The following is a 19273-nucleotide window of genomic DNA, read 5'->3' as shown; positions in this document are numbered from 1 at the left end:
AATCACTGCTCCGTGATGTGCCGGGCGATGGCGCGCAGCGCGTCGGCGAACTCCTCCGCCACCTTCTGGACGGTGGACCGGTGATGGACGTCCTGCGCGAAGTACCAGGTGAAGCCGAGCCGTCCGGCGCGCGCCGCGCCGACCACCTCCACCAGGTGCCCGACCCGCTCGCGGGGGTCCTGCTCGCTGCCGACGGCGTCGTGGAACGCGTGGTACAGCGGGCTGTCCGCGTTCCGCTGCGCGTCGTCGGCCTGGCCGTGGTAGTTGAACACGACCTGCGCGGGGGCCCGTCCGGCGAGCGCCGCGCCCGGGGTGCCCCGGGGGGCGAGCCGGCGCAGCGCGCCGTAGCCGAATCCGTTGCCGGGCAGCTTGCGCATCTGCCGCCGGACGGCGCGGACGCGGCCGGCCCAGTCGTCCCCGCCCTGGTCCAGGTCGAGGGCGACGGGGTACTCGGTGGTGAACCAGCCGACGGTGCGGGAGAGGTCCACGTCGTCGAACAGGTCCTCGCGGCCGTGGCCCTCGGTGTCGAAGACGACCTGCCGTCGTCCGGTCCAGGTGCCCAGGGCGTCGGCGAGCGCGGCGAACAGCACGTCCTGGAAGCGGGTCCGGAACGCGCCGGCCGAGCGGCGCAGCAGGACCTCGCTGACGTCTTCGTCCAGCTCCACCACCACCGAGTCGACGGCTCCGACCAGGCCGGGCCCGTCGCCGTCCCGGGGGACCTCGGTGCCCGGCGGCAGCTCCTGCCAGTAGGCGGCCTCCTCGTCCAGCGCGCCGTCGGCGACGTGCCGGGCGAGCCGGGCGGCCCAGTCCCGGAAGGGGGTGGTGCGCTCGTCGAGGGACACCGGCTCGCCCGCCCGCGCCTGGGCGTAGGCGGCCTCCAGGTCCTCCAGGAGGACGCGCCAGGACACGCCGTCGACGACGAGGTGGTGGGCGGTGAGGAAGAGCCGGGCCCGTTCGCCGTCCCCGAAGGTGAACAGCAGGGCGGCCAGCAGCGGGCCGCGCTCCAGCGACAGGCCCGCGTCGGCGGCCCGGGCCAGCCGGTCCACGGCCTCCGCCCGCCCGGCGGCGGGGACCTCGGCGAGGTCGTGCCGGACCAGCACGTCGGCGGGCTCCGGCGGGAGCGCGTACTGCCGCCAGTGGCCGTCCTCGCCGCGCGTGAACCGGGTGCGCAGCGCGTCGTGGTGGCCGAGCAGCGCGGTCAGTGCCGTGTGCAGGGCCGCCTCGTCCAGGCTGCCGTCCAGTTCGAGGAAGACGGACTGGGTGAAGTGGTGCGGCGCCACCGGTTCGGCCGCGAACCAGTCGTGCTGGGCCGGGGTGAGCGGGACCTCGCCCCATCCGGCGGCGGGCTCGTCGGCGCCGTTCGCCGGGGTGTCGGTGGCCCGTCCGTCGGCGAGCGCAGCCAGCTCGCCGAGCGTCTGCCGGACGAACAGGTCCTTGGTGGTGACCGGCAGGCCCGCCCGGCGCATCCGCTGCACGGCCTGGATGCTGAGCAGCGAGTCGCCGCCGAGCGTGAAGAAGTTGTCGTCCGCGCCGACCCGCGGCACGGCCAGGACGGCGGCCCAGATGCCGGCCAGTGTCTCTTCGGTGGGGGTGCGCGGCGCGACGTAGGCCCGGGGTGCGTCCTCGTCCGGATCCTCGGCGTCCGGCGCCGGCTCCGACGCGACGGACCGCAGGGCGGCGAGCCGTCCGGCCTCGGCCGCGTCGGCGGGCGGGATGTCGGCCAGGGTGCGGGGGCCGTCCAGGACGGCGGCCAGCAGGTCCTGGAGGCGGGCCGCCAGCCGCTCGGCCGTCTCCGGGTCGAACAGGGCGGTGCTGTAGCCGACGGCGGCCCGCAGGGTGTCCCCGTGCTCGACGAAGTCGAAGCTGAGGTCGTGGCTGACCTCGCCGCTGACGTACGGGACCTCGGCGACGGTGAGGCCGGGCAGCTCCGGCGGCCCGGTCCGGTCGGTCTCCAGGCCGACGAACACCTCGACCAGCGCGTTGCGGCTGGGGTCGCGGCGCGGGCGCAGCACCTCGATCAGCCGGTCGAAGGGCACCTCGTCGTGCACGAACGCCTCCAGGACGGTGTCCCGGACGCGGCCGAGGAAGGCGTCGAAGGACAGCCCCTGGTCCACGGTGGTGCGCAGCGCGACCGTGTTGACGAACAGGCCGACGAGCCCTTCCAGTTCCTGCCGGCCGCGCCCGGCCGCCGGGGTGCCGACGACGATGTCGGCCTGCCCGGTGAAGCGGGCCAGCAGAAGCTGCACGGCGGCGGTGAGCACCATGAACAGCGTGGCGTCCTGACGCCGGGCCAAGTCTTTGAGCCCGGCGGTGACCTCCGGACCGAGATCGACGATCAGCATGGCCCCCGCGGACTCGCGGACCGCGGGCCGGGGCCGGTCGGTGGGCAGTTCCAGCGGCCGGACGCCGGCCAGCGTCTCCCGCCAGTAGGCGAGGTGGGCGTCCATGGCCGGGCCGTTCAGCTCGCGGTGCTGCCAGGCCGCGTAGTCGGCGTAGGCCACCGGCAGCGGGGGCAGCTCGGCACGTTCGCCCCGCAGGGCGGCGGCGTAGTGCGTGCCCAATTCGTCGAGCAGCACGCCCATCGAGACGCCGTCGGTGGCGATGTGGTGGATCACCAGCGCGAGCAGGTGGTCGCGGGGGCCGAGCCGGACGATCTCCGCGCGCCAGACCGGCCCCCCGGTGAGGTCGAACGGGCGGGCGGCGAGGGCGGCGACGTGCGCCCGCAGCGCCTCCTCCCGCGCGTCCTCCGGGACGCCGGACAGGTCGGTCTCCCCCAGGTCGGCACCGGCCGCCGGGTGCACGATCTGCTCGCCGCCGTCGTCGGTGGCGGCGTAGGTGGTGCGCAGCGGCTCGTGCCGGGCGACGACGGCGGTGAGCGCGGCGCGCAGCGCGGCGGTGTCCGGCTCGCCCTCCAGGCGCAGGCCGGTGACGATGTGGTACTCGCTGCTGTCCGGGTCGAAGTTGTGCAGGAACCACTGCCGTTGCTGGGCGTAGGACAGCGGCAGCGGCGCGCTCCGGTCGGCGGGCTCCAGCGGGGCCGCCGCCGGGGCTCCGGCGGTCACCGGCCCGAGGGCGGCGGCGAGCCCGGCGACGGTCGGGGTGTCGAAGAGCTGCCGCGGCGAGGGCGCCACCCCCAGGGCGGCGCGCGTCCGGGAGATGACCCGGATGCTGAGGATGGAGTCGCCGCCCAGGTCGAAGAAGTTGTCGTGCACGCCGACCTTGCCGACGCCCAGGACCTCCTGCCAGATGCCGGTCAGCGCCAGTTCCGTGGCATCGCGCGGCGCGGTGTGGGCGGGGGCGGCCTCGGCGGTGCCCGAGGGCGCCGGGAGGGCGCGCCGGGAGACGGTGCCGCTCGGGGTCATGGGCAGCGCGTCCAGGAGGACGTACGCGGTGGGGACGGCGGGCGCCGGCAGCCGCTCGGCCGCGAAGGCGCGCAGCTCGGACGGGTCCGGGGTGGCGCCGGGCGCGGGCACGACGTAGCCCACCAGGCGGGCCGGGCCGCCGTCGTCCCTGCGGACGGCCGCGGCGGCGGCCCCGACGGCGGGGTGCCGGGCCAGCGCCGCTTCGACCTCGCCGAGTTCGACGCGGAAACCGCGGATCTTGACCTGGTCGTCGACCCGGCCGAGGCATTCGAGGTTGCCGTCGGCGCGCCAGCGCACCAGGTCCCCGGTCCGGTACATCCGGGCGCCGGGTCCGGGGGCGAACGGGTCGTCCAGGAACCGTTCGGCGGTCAGCCCGGGCCGGTTGAGGTAGCCGCGCGAGACGCCGTCGCCGCCGATGTAGCACTCGCCGACGACGCCGGTGGGCACCGGGCGCCGCTCGGCGTCCAGCACGTAGATGCGGGTGTTGGCCAGCGGCCGTCCGACGGGGACGTAGGCGGCGTCGCCCAGCGGGTCGCCGCCGAGCTGGAAGGTGGTGGAGTCGACCGTGGTCTCGGTCGATCCGTACGCGTTGACCAGCACCGTGCCCGGGGCGAGCCCGGCCAGGATCTCGGCGGCGGCGTCCGCGGGCCAGCCCTCGGAGCCGACCATGAGCACGCGGAGGTCATCGGGCCGCACCCCGCGCCAGGACAGTTCGGCGACCATCGCGCGGGCCAGCGTCGGCACCGTGATCATGAGCTGGGCGCGGCTCTCCAGGAGGAGGTCGGCCAGCGCCACCTGGTCGGCCACCGCGTCCTGCGGGCAGATGACCATGGTGCCGCCGAACAGCGCGGACAGCAGGAAGTCGCTGAAGAACAGGTCGACGGAGAGGCTGGAGACCGACAGCACGCGGGGCTTCAACTCGGTGAGACCGTAGCGCTTGTTCCACGCGTGCACCATGTGGTGGACGTGCCGGTGCTCGACCATCACGCCCTTGGGGCGGCCGGTGGTGCCCGAGGTGTAGACGACGTACGCGAGGTCGTCCACGGCCACGGCGGTGACCGGCGGCGTGGCGGGCAGGGCGTCCAGCAGCGGCCGGTCCCGGTCCAGGCAGACCACCGCGGCGTCGTGCCCGGCCATCCGGTCCAGCAGCCGCTCCTCGGTGACGACCACGGAGACGGCGGCGTCCTCCAGCATCACCCGCAGCCGCTCGGCCGGGTACGCCGGGTCCAGCGGCACGAACGCGCCGCCCGCCCGCAGCACGCCCAGCAGCGCGACCACGGCGTCCACCCCGCGGTCGGCGCACACCCCGACCAGGGTTCCGGGGCCGGCGCCCAGGCCCACGAGGTGGTGGGCGAGCTGGTGGGACCGGGCCGCGAGTCCGGCGTAGGTCAGCGTCCGTCCGGCGTCGCGCACGGCGACCGCGTCCGGGGTGCGCGCGGCCTGCTCGGCGAACGCCTCGTGGATCAGCCGGGCCGGCGGGAAGCCGGTCGCGGTGGCGTTCCACGCGGTCAGCAGCCGGTGCCGCTCGTCCTCGGAGAGCAGCGGCAGCGCGTCCACCGGGGTCTCGGGCGCCGCGGCGAGCGCGTCGAGGAGGACGGTCAGGTGCCCGGTCATCCGCTCGACGGTCTGCGCGTCGAACAGCTCGGGGTCGTAGCCGAGGTTCAGGTGCAGTTCCCCGGCGGTGTACGCGGTAAGGGTGAGCGCGAAGTTCGTCACCTCGTCACCCTGGAAGGTGCCGATCCGCAGGCCGTGGCGGGCCGCGGCGTCCGGGTCGTAGGGGTAGTTCTCGAAGACGACGATGCTGTCGAACAGCGGGGAGCCGGCGGGCACCCCGCTCCAGCGCTGTATCTGCGCCAGCGAGACGTGCTCGTGCTGCCGGGCGTCGAGCTGATCGTTCTGGAGGTGCCGCAGCCACTGCACCGCGGGGGCCGCGCCGTCGATCCGGGCGCGCACCGGCACGGTGTTGATGAACAGCCCGACGATGGACTCCGCGCCCGGCAGCGAGTCGGGGCGCCCGGAGACCGTGGTGCCGAAGCACACCTCGTCCACGCCCGCGTACCGCGCGAGCAGCAGCGCCCAGGCGCCCTGCACCAGGGTGTTGACGGTCAGCCGGGCCGCGCGGGCGGCCTCGGTGAGGCGGGCGGAGCGCTCGGCGGACAGGTGGGTGCGCAGTTCGCGCGTGGAGCGGGTGGTGTGCGCCTTCACCGGCTGCCGGTCGTACGGCAGCGGCGTCGCCACGCTGAACCCGGCGACCACCGACCGCCAGTGCGCCTCGGCGGCCTCCTGGTCCCGCCCGGCGAGCCAGCGGACGTAGTCGCGGTACGGGCGGCGGGCCGCGGGCGGCTCCGCCGGGCCCCCGGTCAGGGTGGCGTACTCGGCGCACACGTCGGAGAGCACCCCGGCGAAGCTCCAGCCGTCCACCAGCAGGTGGTGCGAGGTCCAGAACATCTGCACGGCGGTGTCGGTGAGCCGCACCAGGGTCAGCCGCAGCGCGGGCGCCGCCGTCAGATCGATCGCGGTCTCCTCGCGGCGCTCCCATATCCGGTCCAGCTCCGCCTGCCGCGCCGTCTCCTCCAGCGCCCGCAGGTCCAGGTGGCGGACGGGGACGTCCGCGCCGGCGCGGACCACCTGCAACGGCTCGGGCACGTCCTGCCAGACCACGGCGGTGCGCAGGGCGGGCGTGCGGTCCACGACCCGCTGCCAGGCGCGGGCCAGCGCCTCCGGGTCGGTCACGCCGTCCAGCCGGACGCCGAAGTGCCCGGTGTACGGGTCGCGTCCGGACTCGCTCAGGGCGTGGAAGAGCATGCCGCTCTGCATGGGGGTGAGCGGGTAGACGTCCTCCACGTCCCGGCCGTCGCCGGCGATCCGGTCCACGGTGGCCTGGTCGAGGGCGGCGAGCGGGAAGTCGGACGGGGTGGCGCCGCCCGCGCCGGGCGCGGCGCAGTGCGCGACGATGCCCTCCAGCGCGGTCATGAACGCGCCGGCCAGCCGCTCGATGGTGGCGCGGTGATGGCGGTGGGTGGAGTAGGTCCAGTGGAACTCCAGCCTGCCGCCGGTGACCACGCCGTTGATCTCGATGAGCTGCGGCCGGGTCTGCGCGTCGCCGCGCTCGGCTCCCGCGCTGGGCAGCAGGCGGCCGGCCAGGCCGGTGCCCTCGCCCTGGACGTCCAACTGTCCGAGGTAGTTGAAGCCGACCTCGGGCTCCGGCCCGCGGCCCAGCGGCGTGCCGTCCGCGCGCAGGTGGCGCAGGGCACCGTAACCGATGCCGTTGCGCGGCACGGCCCGCACCTGTTCCTTGACGGACTTCAGGACGGTGCCCCAGTCGCCGCCGGTCGGGACGTCCAGGGCGACGGGGAACAGGGTGGTGAACCAGCCGACGGTGCCGGTGAGGTCCACGTCCGCGAACAGGTCCTCGCGGCCGTGCCCCTCCAGCGCGAGGAGCGCGCGGGTGCCGCCGGTCCAGTCGGTGAGCACCCGGCCGAGGGCGCTGAGCAGCACGTCGTTGATCTGGGTGCGGTAGGCCTCGGGGACCTTGCGCAGCAGCGCCTCGGTGGTGCCGGCCTCCAGCCGTACGGTGACGGTGCGCGCGGAGGCGACGGTGTCGGCGCCGCCCTCCGTGTCCACGGGCAGCCGGGCCGCCTCTCCGGCGGCCTCCTCGACACCCTGCCAGTACGGCAGTTCGGCGTCGAAGCCGCCCGCCGCGGTGTGCGCGGACAGCTTCCGCGACCAGTCGCGGAAAGACGTGCTCTTGGGCCCGAGGTCGATCGGCCGGCCCGCGGCAGCCTGCCGGTGGGCCGTCTCCAGGTCGGCCAGCAGCACGCGCCAGGACATGCCGTCCACGACTAGGTGGTGCGCGACGAGGTAGAGCCGGGGCGGCCGGGCGGCGCCGAGGGTGAACAGCCGGGCCCGCAGCAGCGGCCCGGCGGCCAGGACGAACCCGCGCTGCGCGGCGTCGATCGCCGCCGACATGGCGGCGTCCTGCTGGTCGGGGGCCAGGTCCGACAGGTCGTGGTGCTCCAGGAGCTCGCCGGTCTCCGCCGGGGCGTGCCGCAGCCGCCACGGGCCGTCCTCCTGGACGGCGCGCAGCCGCAGCGCGTCGTGCTGCGCCGTCAGGGCCGCCAGGGCGGCGCGCAGCGCCTCCGGGGCCGGGGCGCCGGTCAGCTCCAGGTACTGGTGCTGGTTGAAGCGGTCCAGGCTCTCCCCGAGGGTGCCGAAGAACCAGTGCTGGATAGGGGTGAGCGGCATCTCGCCGGTGACCGGCCCCTGGTCGGGAGCACTGGTGCCGTCCGTCTCCTGGACGGCCTCCGCCGCGAGGTCGGCGATGGTCTGCCGCAGGAACGTCTGCTTGGCCGTCAGCCGCAGGCCCGCCGCGCGCGCCCGCGCGACCACCTGGAGGCTGAGGATGGAGTCGCCGCCCAGGTCGAAGAAGTTGTCCTCGACGCCGATTCCGGCGACGCCCAGTACCTCCGACCAGATGTTGGCGAGTGTCTCCTCCGTGGCGTTACGGGGCGCCACCCGGTCGGTCCCGGCGTCGCGGCGCAGGTCGGGGTCGGGCAGCGCCCTGCGGTCGACCTTGCCGTTGGCGTTCAGCGGCAGCCGGTCCAGCACGACGAAGGCTGCGGGCACCATGTGCTCGGGCAGCATCTCGCGGGCGAGCGCGCGCAGCGCGGCCGGGTCGGCGCCCTCCGGGCCGGCGGGCACCACGTAGGCCGCCAGGCGGCGGGTGCCCCGGTCGTCGGCGCGGACGGCGGCGGCCACCGCGCCGACCGCCGCGTGGCGCGCCAGCACGGCCTCGACCTCGCCGAGTTCGATGCGGAAACCGCGCACCTTGACCTGGTCGTCGGTGCGGCCGAGGTAGTCCAGCGCGCCGTCCTCGCGCCAGCGGGCGCGGTCGCCGACGCGGTACATCCGGGTGCCGGGCGGGCCGTAGGGGTCGGCCACGAAACGTTCCGCGGTGAGCGCGGCGCGGCCGAGGTAGCCGCGGGCCAGCGCGGCGCCGGAGAGGTAGACCTCGCCGGGCACGCCGACCGGGACGGGGCGCAGCCGCTCGTCCAGGAGGCGGACGGTCACGCCGTCCAGCGGGCGGCCGACGGGCACCGGCTCGTCGCCGACGAAGTTCGGGGCGAGGACGTCGCTCATGCTGGCACAGACGGTGGACTCGGTGGGCCCGTACGCATTGATCATGCGGTGCCGGGCCGACCAGGTGCGGGCCGTGGCGGGCGGGCAGGCCTCGCCCGCCACGATCAGCGTCAGGCCCTCGGGCAGCGCGCCCGGGGTGAGCGCGGACAGCGCGGTGGGCGGCAGGGTGACGTGGGTGACCCGGTGCTCGGCCAGGACGGCGGTCAGCGGCTCGCCCGGCAGGATGCGGTCCTGGTCCACGACGACCAGCGCGCCGCCGGTCAGCAGGGCCGTGCCGATCTCGGAGAACGCCGCGTCGAAGCCGAGCGAGGCGAAGTGCAGCGTCCGGGAGCCGGGCCCGGTGCCGAAGTGCGCGGACTGCGCGGCGATCAGGCCGTGTACACCGCCGTGGGTGACCACCACGCCCTTGGGGCGGCCGGTGGAACCCGAGGTGTAGATGACGTACGCGGGATGAGCGGGCAGCAGGGGCGCGGCCGACTCGTCCGCTTCCAGGGGGCCGTCCGGCAGTTCCCGCACCGCCGTGAGGGTGCCGGGGTCGTCCGTCCGCAGCACGGGGACGTCCGCCGCCAGGTCCTGGCCGAAGGCGGCGGAGGTGAGGACCAGGAGCGGCCGGGCGTCCTGGAGCATCATCCGGTTGCGCTCGGCCGGGTTCCTGGCGTCCAGCGGGAGGTAGGCCGCGCCGGCCTTCTGGATCGCCAGGACGGCGACGACGGCCTCGGGCGAGCGGGGCAGCGCGAGGGCGACGGTGCGCTCCGGGCCGGCGCCGCGGGCGAGCAGGAGACGGGCCAACCGGTTGGTCTGCGCGTCCAGTTCGGCGTAGGTCAGCGTGCCGTTGTCCGAGACGAGCGCGTCCGCGCCGGGGGTACGGGCCACCTGCTCGGCGAACAGTTCGGGGGCGGTGCGCGGTGCGCGGCCGGGGCCGGTGGCCGGCCATTCCTCGGTGACCCGGCGGTGCTCGTCCGGCGGCAGGACGGGCAGCGCGGCGACCGGGTCCGCCGGGCGGCCGGCGATGCCCGCGAGCAGGGTGAGCAGGTGTGCCGTCAGCCGCTCGGCGGCCTCGGGCGCGAACAGGTCCGTGTTGTAGGTGAGCCGGCCGTCCAGCGCGCCGTCCGCCCGCCCGGTGAAGTCGAACGAGAGGTCCATGCTGGAGGTGAGCACCGGCACCGGGTGCTCCTCGACCCGCAGGCCCGGCGCCCGGGCCTCGCCGCCCGGGGTGTTGTGCAGGTTGACGGCGACCTCGGCCAGCGCGGGGCGGCTGGGGTCGCGCTCCGCCTTCAGGGCCTCCACGACGTGCTGGAACGGTGCCTCGTCGTGCGCGAAGGCGTCCAGCACGGTCGCGCGGACCGCGCGCAGCAGTTCGCCGAAGGTCCCGGACTCCTCGATCCGGGACCGCAGGATCAGCGTGTTGACGAAGAAACCGATCAGGTGCTCGGTCTCCACCCGGCCGCGGCCGGACGCGGCGGTGGCCACGGCCACGTCGCGTCCGCCGGACCAGCGGGCCAGCAGCAGTTGCACGGCGGCGGCCAGCGTCATGAACAGGGTGGCGCCGTGCTCCCGGCCCAGCTCCCGCAGCCGTCCGGCGAGCGGCGTGGGCACGGCGAAGGCGTGCGCGGCACCCGCGCCGCTGCGCACCGGCGGGCGCTGCCGGGTCGTGGGCAGGTCGAGCGGGGCCAGTCCGTCCAGGGCCCGGCGCCAGTACTCGACCTGGTCGCGCAGCCGCGGTGTGCCGAGCCGGTCGCGCTGCCAGGCGGCGACGTCCAGGTACCGCACCGGCAGCTTGGGCAGGGACGCGGGCACGCCGGCCCGCCGGGCCGCGTACAGGGCGGTGAGGTCGCCGGTCAGCACGCCCATGGACCAGCCGTCGGTGACGATGTGGTGCATGGCCAGTGTCAGCAGGTGCTCGTCCGGCGCCAGCCGGACCAGCCCGGCCCGCAGGACGGGTCCCCGGCGCAGGTCGAAGGGGCGCCGGGACTCGTCCAGCAGCAGGGCCCGGACGGCGGCGTCCTGCCCGGCCGTGTCCCGGTCCGACAGGTCGGTCAGCGGCAGCGGCACCGGGGCGGGCGGGCGCACGGACTGCTCGGCGCGGCCGTCGCGGGAGCCGAAGACGGTGCGCAGGGCGGTGTGCCGGGCGACCACGTCGTCCAGCGCGCCGCCGAGCGCGTCCCGGTCCAGTTCGCCGCGCAGCCGCAGCACGCGCAGGGTGTTGTACTCCACGCTGTCCGGGTCGACCTCGTGGAGGTACCACAGGCGTTCCTGGGCGGGCGAGAGGGGCACCGGGCCGTCGTGCGGCACGGCGGGGACGCCGTCCGCGCGCTCCGGCCCGGGGGCCCGCCCGGCCAGGCGGGCGCGCAGCGCCTCCTGGAGGTGCGCGGGGAGCGCGGCCCGGCGGGCGTCACGGGAGGGGGTGCCGGGGGCCTGGGCGCCGGGGGCGGCCCCGGCTCCGGACGGGCTCACGGCGCCGGGCGCGGGGGCCTGCCCCGATCCCGGGACGCCCTCCCCGGGCGGCTGCTGGTGGGGCGTCTGCGACTGGTCCGCTTCAAAGGTGCTCATACGGCGCCGCCTCCGACGGCTTCTTCCAACTGCGCGAGGATCAGGTCCTCAAGGCGTTCGGCGAGGGCGGCGACGGTCGGGGCGTCGAAGAAGTCCCGGGGGGACACGTCGACGCCGAAGGCCCCGCTCACCCGGGACATCAGCCGCAGGCTGGTGATGGAGTCGCCGCCCAGCGCGAAGAAGTCGTCCTCCACGCCGACGTTCTCCACCGCCAGCACCTCCGCCCAGATGGCGGCCAGCGCCTCTTCGGTGGGGTTGCGCGGGGCGACGGGCACGGCGGCGGTCCGGGAGGTGCGCGGCGGCTCGGGCAGCGCCCGCGGGTCGACCTTGCCGGTGGGGCTCAGCGGCAGGGCGGTCATCGGGACCACGGCCGTGGGCACCATGTAGCCGGGCAACTGCCCGGACAGGGCGCGCAGCAACTCCTCGGGGTCGGGGACGGGTTCACCCGCGGGCCCGACGACGTAGCCGACCAGCCGCTTGTGTCCGGTGCCGTCGTCCCGGGCGACGACCACGGCCTCGGCGACGCGGGGCTGCCGCAGCAGCGCGCTCTCCACCTCGGCGGGCTCGACCCGGTAGCCGCGGATCTTGACCTGTTTGTCCACCCGTCCGGCGAACTCCAGCCGGCCTTCCGGCGTCCAGCGCACCAGGTCCCCGGTGCAGTAGAGCCGCGACCCGGCCGGCCCGAACGGGTCGGCGACGAACCGCTCGGCCGTCAGGTCGGGCCGCTCCAGGTAGCCCCGGGCCAGGCCCGCGCCCCCCAGGTACAGTTCGCCGATGACGCCCACCGGGAGCAGCCGCAGCCGCTCGTCCAGCACGTGGAAGCGGGTGTTGGGGACGGGCGGGCCGAGCGGCACGCTGCGGCCTTCGGCGGCCTCCTCGACGCGGTGCAGCGCGACGGACAGGGCGGCCTCGCTGGGCCCGTAGATGTTGAACAGCCGCCGGCCGCGCGCCCAGGCGCGGGCGAGTTCGGGCGCGAGCACGTCGCCCGCCAGCCCCAGGCTCGTCACGCCGGGCAGCGATTCCGGGTCCAGCACGGCGGCCACCGCGGGCGGCAGGGTCAGCGCTGTGATGCCGTCCGCGCGCAGTTGCTCCGCGAGCCGGGACGGGCTCTGCCGGGCCTCCACGTCCGCGATGACGAGGGTGGCGCCCGAGGTCAGGGAGGTGAAGACCTCCCAGACGCCGCCGTCGAAGCTCATCGTGTAGAACTGCAGGATCCGGCTGTCCGGGCCCAGTGCGTACAGCCGCCGGGCCTCGGTGACGATGTTGAACAGCGAGCGGTGCGCCACCATCACGCCCTTGGGGCGGCCCGTGGAGCCCGAGGTGTAGGTGACGTACGCCAGGTCGCCGGGGCCGCCGGTCACCGGCGGGACGGTGTCGGGGCGGGCGTCGATCGCCGCGCGGTCCCGGTCCACGCACACGATCCGCGCGTCCGTCGCGGGCAGCCCGGCCAGCAGGTGTTCCTGGGTGAGCAGCACCGGCGGCCGGGACTCGGAGAGCATCGCGGCCAGCCGCTGCGCGGGGAACTCCGGGTCCAGCGGGACGTAGGCGGCACCGGCCTTGAGGGCACCGAGGATCGCGACGACGACCTCCGCGCTCCGTTCGACGGCGACGCCGACCAGGTCGTCCCGGCCGATGCCGAGGTCCCGGAGGTGGTGGGCGAGCCGGTTGGCGCGCCGGTCCAGTTCGCCGTAGGTCAGGCGCCGGTCGCCGTCGGCGACGGCCACCGCGTCCGGCCGGGCCGCCGCCTGCTCGGCGATCACGGCGTCCAGCCGCCGGTCGATCGGGTACGCGGAAGCGGTGTCGGTCCACTCGTGGGCGAGGGTGTGGCGCTCGGCCGCGGTGAGCATCGGCAGTTCCCCGACCCGGCGGTCCGGGTCGGCGGCCGTCTCCTCCAGCAGCGTCCGCAGGTGGCCGCGCAGCCGCTCGACGGTGCCGGCGTCGAACAGCGCGGAGTCGTAGCGCAGCAGGACGGACAGCCCGTCCTCGGTGGTCTGGACGATGGCGTTCAGCGGGTAGTTGGAGGTGTTGCTCGCCTTGATGGCGGACAGCCGCAGGCCGTAGTGGTCGGCCGGGCCGAAGTCCACCGGGTAGTTCTCGAAGGCGATGACGCTGTCGAAGAGGCCGGTGCCGGAACGTTCTGGCGCCCAGCCCTGCACCTCGGCCAGCGAGACCTGCTCGTGGGCGCGCGCCTCGGCCTGCTCGTCCTGGACCCGGCGCAGCCAGGCGGCCAGCGGCGCGTCCTCGTCCACCCGCACGCGGACCGGCAGGGTGTTGATGAACAGACCGATCACCGACTCGGCGGCGGGCAGTTCGTCCGGCCGCCCGGCGACCGTGGCACCGAACAGGACGTCGGACTCGCCGCTGTGGCGGGCGAGCAGCAGCGCCCACACGCCCTGCACCAGCGTGTTCAGGGTGACCCCGGCGCGCTTGGCGGCGTCGCCCAGCCGCGCGGTCACCGCGGCCGGCAGCCGCAGCTCCAGCCCGGCGTCCGGGGCGGCCTGGCGGGTGCCGGTGCGCGGCCGGTCGTACGGGAGCGGGGTGGGCGACTCGCGGCCGGTGAGCGCTGCGCGCCAGTACGTCTCGGCGGCGGCGCCGTCCTGGGCGCCGAGCCAGCGGACGAACTCCGCGTACCGGCGGCGCGGCGCGGGGGAGTGCGGCACGCCGTCGGCCAGCGCGGCGTACTCGGCGACCACCTCGGCCAGCACCTGCATGGCGCTCCAGCCGTCCAGCAGCAGGTGGTGGAAGGTCCACAGGACCCGGACCCGGCCGTCGCCGAGCCGGGCGAGGGTGACGCGCGTCAGGGGCGCGGTGCGCGGGTCCAGGCCGCGGGCCCGGTCCTCGGCCAGCAGGCGGTCCAGGGCGGCGCGCTGCCCGTCGGCGTCGTGCGCCGACCAGTCCAGGTGCGCGACGGGTATCTCCACGCCGGTGCGCACGACCTGGAGCGGTTCGGCCAGACCGTCCCAGCTCAGGGCGGTGCGCAGCTCGGGCGTCCGGTCGGCCACCCGCTGCCAGGCGGTGCCGAGCAGTTCCGGCCGGCGGATGTGCTCCAGTGCGAAGTGGAACTGCTCGACGTACACCCCGCCCTCGGCGTCCATGAGGGTGTGGAAGAGCAGGCCGCTCTGCATGGGCGTGAGCGGGTAGGCGTCCTCGGCCGGGCCGGTGGCGGCGGTCAGCCGGGCCACGCCGTCCGCGTCCAGGCCGCTGAGGGCGAACGCCGGGACGGCCCCTTCGCCGGCCGCGCTCTCCTCCGTCGTCACCACGGGGGCCAGCGCCGCGATGGTGCGCCGCTGGAAGAGGTCCTTGGAGGTGAGCCGCAGCCCGGCCCGGCGGGCGCGGACCACGGTCTGGAGGCTCAGGATGGAGTCGCCGCCCAGGGCGAAGAAGTTGTCCCGGACGCCGACCCGTTCGACGCCCAGCACCTCGGCCCAGATGTCGGCGAGCGCCTTCTCCACGGGCGTGCCGGGAGCGACATACTCCTCCCGGCCGCCGGCCGGGGCCGGGTCGGGCAGCGCCTGCCGGTCGATCTTGCCGTTCGGGGTGAGCGGCAGCCGGTCCAGCACGACGAAGGCGGCCGGGATCATGTAAGCGGGCAGCAGGCCCGCGACGTACGCGGCGAGGTCGCGCGGGTCGGGCGCGGCGCTCCCGTCGGGCACGAGGTAGGCCACGAGCTGTCTGCGGCCGGGGACCGGCTCACGGACGGTGACGAAGATCTGCGCGATGTCGTCCCGGCGCCCGAGGACGCTCTCGATCTCGCCCGGTTCGATGCGGTGGCCGCGCAGCTTGACCTGGTTGTCGACCCGGCCCAGGAAGTCCAGGGTGCCGTCCGGCAGCCGGCGCACGACGTCGCCGGTGCGGTACATCCGGGACCCGGGCGGCCCGAACGGGCAGGCCACGAACCGTTCGGCAGTGAGGTCGGGGCGGCCGTGGTAGCCGCGCGCCAGCCCGTCACCGGCGAGGTAGAGCTCGCCGGGCACGCCGACGGGGGCGGGATTGCACCGGTCGTCGAGCACGTAGGCGGCGGTGTTGTACAGGGGGGCGCCGATGCCCGGCAGTCCGGGCGGCGCGTCCGGGCCCTCGGGTTCCACGACCGCCTGGGTGGCGGCGACGGTGGCCTCGGCGGGTCCGTACGCGTTCACGAGCGTGAACGGCAGGCCGGGCTGCGGGCGGCGGCGCAGCGCGTCACCGATGACGAGCACGGTGCGCAGCCGCGTCCTGGTGATCGCCGGGACGTCGAGCAGCGACTCGATCCGGGGCGTGGGCAGGTAGGCGACCGTCGTCCCCGCCGCGGCGAACCACTCCACCAGGGCCGTCGGGTCGTCCAGCGTCTCCTGGTCGGGCTGGTCCACCCGCGCGCCCGCGCACAGGTACGGCCACACCTCGCCCACCGCGACGTCGAACGCCAGGCCCACCACGGAGGACGAGCGGTCCTCGGGGCCCACGCCGAGGGCGTCGTTGTGCCAGGCGCAGTAGTCGGTCAGGGCGCTGTGCGGGACGGCGACACCCTTGGGGACGCCGGTGGAGCCGGAGGTGTGGACGATGTACGCCAGGTCGTCCGGGCCCACCGGCACGCCGGGGTCGGTGGCGGGGTGCCGGGCGATCTCGTCCCGGGCGGCGGCCGGGACGAGCACGGTGACCCCGGCGTGCGGCAGCGCGGCGGCCCGCTCGCCGGTGGTGAGCAGCACGGGCGTGCCGGTCTCCGCCAGAAGCTGTCCCAGCCGCGCCGCGGGGATGCCGGCGGCCGTGGGCACGTACGCGCCGCCGGCCTTGAGCACCGCGAGCATCGCCACGACCAGGTCCGGCGTGCGGTCCAGGTTGAGGACGACGGGGGTACCCCGGGTGACGCCGAGGGTGCGCAGGTGGTGCGCCAACCGGTTGGCTCCGGCGTCGAGTTCGCCGTACGTGAGGGTGCCGGTGGAGTGGGTGACGGCGAGCGCGTCCGGGGTGCGGCGGGCCCGGTCGGCGAACTGCTCGTGCACCACCGCCGTCGTGGCGGGCTCCCGGAACGTGTCGTTCCAGCCGGTCACCAGCGCGTGCCGCTCCGCCTCGGGCAGCAGCGGCAGATCGCGCAGCTCCCGTCCGGGGTCGGCGGTCACCGCCGTCAGCAGTACCCGCAGGTGGTCCGCCAGCCGCTCGATGGTGGCGGTGTCGAACAGGTCCGTGCCGTACTCCGCCATCACCTCCACCTGCCCGGCGCGCTCGGTGAACTCCAGTGTGAGGTCGAAGACGGACGCGGGGCGCGGCAGCGCCACCCGCTCGGTGCGCAGCCCGGCGAACTCCTCCGCCCCGGCCGGGGCGTTCTGGAACAGCAGCATCGCCTGGATCAGCGGGGTGCGGCTCGGGTCGCGGGCCCCGTCCAGCGCCTCCGCCAGCCGCTCGAAGGGCACATCCTGGTGGGCGAACGCGTCCAGGACGGTTTCCCGCACCCGGCCGAGGAAGTCGGCGAAGGGCAGCGCGCCGTCCACGTCCGTGCGCAGCACGACGGTGTTGATGAACGGGCCCACCAGCCGCTCGGCCTGCGGGTGGGCACGGCCGGAGACGGCGGTGCCCAGGGCGATGTCGCGCCGGCCGGAGTAGCGGGCCAGCAGCGTCTGGGTGGCGGCGGTCAGCGTCATGAACAGGGTGCCGCCGTGCGCCGCGCTCAGCTCCTTCAGGGCGGTGACCAGACGGCGGTCGAGCGTGAAGCGGTGCGCGGCACCGTGCCAGCTCTTGACGGCGGGGCGCGGCCGGTCGGTGGGGAGCTGGAGCGGGGTCAGCCCGGCGAGCCGGTCGCGCCAGTGGGCGAGCTGACCCTCCAGCCGGGCCCGCTGCTCCTCGCCCCGCTGCCACACCGCGTAGTCGCCGTACCGGACGGGCAGCGGCTCCAGTTCCGCGGGCGTGCCCTCGCGCGCCGCCCGGTACAGGGCGCTCAGCTCGTCGGTGATCAGGCCGGTGGACCAGCCGTCGGTCGCGACGTGGTGCGCGCCCAGCGCCAGGACGTGGTCCCGGGCGGTGCGGCGCACCAGCAGGACCCGCAGCAGCGGGCCCGCGGCGAGGTCGAAGGGCCGGGCGGTCTCCTCGGCGAGCAGCCGCTCCTGCTCCCGTTCCAGCGCCTCGCCGGTCAGTGCCGTCAGGTCCCGCACGTCCAGCGGGACGGTGAACCCGTCGGCGGGCGCGACGCGCATGGCGGGCTCGCCGTCCCGGGTGACGACGGTGGCGCGCAGCGGCTCGTGCCGGGCGGCGAGCCCGGCCAGGGCGGTGCGCAGCGCGCCGGTGTCCAGGTCGCCGCGCAGCCGCAGCGCGGTGTGCACGTTGTACGCGGTCTCGGCCGGGTCCAGCTGGTGGAAGAGCCAGAACCGCCGCTGGGTGAAGGACAGCGGTACCGGCCCGGTGCGCGGGGCGACCGGGATCGGGGCCACGGCCGTACCCGTACCGCGCGCGGCCAGCGCCCGGACGGTCGGCGCGGCGAAGAAGTCCGCCACGCTCACCTCCGCACCCGACCCGGCGCGTATCCGGGACAGCACCCGGACCATGGAGAGCGAGTCGCCGCCCGACTCGAAGAAGTCGTCCAGCGCGCCGACCTGCTCGGTGCCCAGCACCTCGCGCCAGATGGCGGCGAGCGCTTCCTCGGCGGGGCCTTCGGGCGCGGCGTACTCGGCGTCCACGCTGTCCGCGCGGGTGGGCGCGGGCAGCGCCCGGCGGTCCAGCTTGCCGTTGGCGGTGAGCGGGAACGCGTCCATGACGTGGAACGCGCTCGGCACCATGTAGCCGGGCAGGTGCGCGGCCAGCGCGGCGCGCAGCCGGGACGGCGTGGGGCGGCCGGTGCCGGCCGGGACGACGTACCCGACCAGGCGGCGTTCGCCCTGGTCGTCGCGGACCACGACGGCGGCCTGGTCCACGGACGGGTCGCGGGTCAGGGCGTGCGTGATCTCGCCCAGTTCGATGCGGAAGCCGCGGATCTTGACCTGGTCGTCGGTGCGGCCCAGGTACTCCAGGCCGCCGTCCGGCAGCAGCCGTACCAGGTCGCCGGAGCGGTACATCCGGGCGCCGGGCGGGCCGAACGGGCAGGCCACGAAGCGTTCGGCGGTCAGGCCGGGCCGGTTGGCGTAGTTGCGGGCCACGCCGGGCCCGGCCACGTACAGCTCGCCCTCGGCGCCGGCCGGGACGGGCCGCAGGTTCTCGTCCAGGACGTGGAAGTCCAGGTCGGGGATGGCGACGCCGACGGCGCTGCCGGTGGCGCCGGCCGCCAGCTCCCGGCTCAGGGCCAGGTACGAGGAGTGCACCGTGGTCTCGGTGATGCCGTACATGTTGACCAGCGTGGGCGCGGTGTCCGGGTGCCGGTCGTACCAGTCGCCGAGTTTGCCCAGGTCCAGCGCCTCGCCCGCGAAGACGACGTACCGCAGGGCCAGTCGCGCGCCCAGCTCCGGGTCCTCCCGGTCAGCGGCCATGAGCTGGTAGAAGGCGGACGGCGTCTGGTTGAGGACGGTGACCCGCTCGGCCACCAGGAGCCGCAGGAAGTCGGCGGGGGCGCGGGTGACGGCGTGCGGGACGACCACGAGCCGGCCGCCGTGCAGCAGGGCGCCCCAGATCTCCCACACCGAGACGTCGAAGGCGAAGGAGTGGAACAGCGGCCACACGTCGTGCTCGTCGAAGCCGTACCAGTGGGCGGTGGAGGACAGCAGCCGGGCGACGTTGCCGTGCGGGACCACCACGCCCTTGGGGCGGCCGGTGGATCCGGAGGTGTAGATGACGTAGGCGGGGTTCTCCGGGGAGCGGCGGGCGCCGGCCCCCGCGGCGGTGGCCGGGGTCCCGTCGTCCTCCGGCGCGTCCAGGTCGAGCCAGGGCGCGTCGGTCTCCACGCCGGTCAGGCCGGCCCGGACGCCGGCCGTCGTGACGGTCACCACGGGACGGGCGTCGCCCAGCACGTAGGCGATGCGGTCGGCCGGGTACGCGGGGTCGATGGGGACGTACCCGGCCCCTGTCTTCAGGACGGCGAGGATCGCCACGATCAGGTCGGCCGAGCGGGGCAGCAGCAGCGCGACGAACCGCTCGGGGCCCGCGCCGCGCGCGGCCAGGACGCGGGCCAGCCGCTCCGCGCGGTCGTCGAGCGCGCGGTAACTGAGGTGCTCGTCCCCGTACGTCACCGCCGTGCGGTCCGGTGTCCGCGCGACCTGCTCGGCGAACAGTTCGTCCAGGCGACGATCGCGCCACTCACCCATCGAAATTCCCCTCAGCCTGCCTGCGTG

At 75.7% G+C, this 19273-nt stretch carries 2 protein-coding genes; both read right to left on the bottom strand.

The genetic code is table 11. The features are described from left to right. Positions 1-2: 2 nt before the first annotated feature. Entirely contained in the window at positions 3-11051 is an 11049-nt protein-coding gene (locus OEIGOIKO_RS09345; protein ID WP_125053636.1) for a non-ribosomal peptide synthetase, read from the bottom strand. Continuing rightward, positions 11048-19246 carry a non-ribosomal peptide synthetase gene (locus OEIGOIKO_RS09340; protein WP_125053634.1) on the bottom strand — a complete coding sequence of 2733 codons (8199 nt, stop codon included), beginning with the start codon at positions 19244-19246 and terminating at the stop codon, positions 11048-11050. The genes OEIGOIKO_RS09345 and OEIGOIKO_RS09340 overlap by 4 nt, the downstream gene beginning before the upstream one ends. Positions 19247-19273: the final 27 nt, after the last annotated feature.

Source organism: Streptomyces paromomycinus, assembly GCF_003865155.1.
Taxonomy (GTDB): domain Bacteria; phylum Actinomycetota; class Actinomycetes; order Streptomycetales; family Streptomycetaceae; genus Streptomyces; species Streptomyces chrestomyceticus.
This window is presented reverse-complemented; position numbering and strand designations above follow the sequence as displayed.

Coding starts and splice junctions, on each gene's coding strand:
- OEIGOIKO_RS09345 (WP_125053636.1), bottom strand. CDS start 11,051: ATGAGCACCTTTGAAGCGGACCAGTCGCAGACGCCCCACCAGCAGCCG.
- OEIGOIKO_RS09340 (WP_125053634.1), bottom strand. CDS start 19,246: ATGGGTGAGTGGCGCGATCGTCGCCTGGACGAACTGTTCGCCGAGCAG.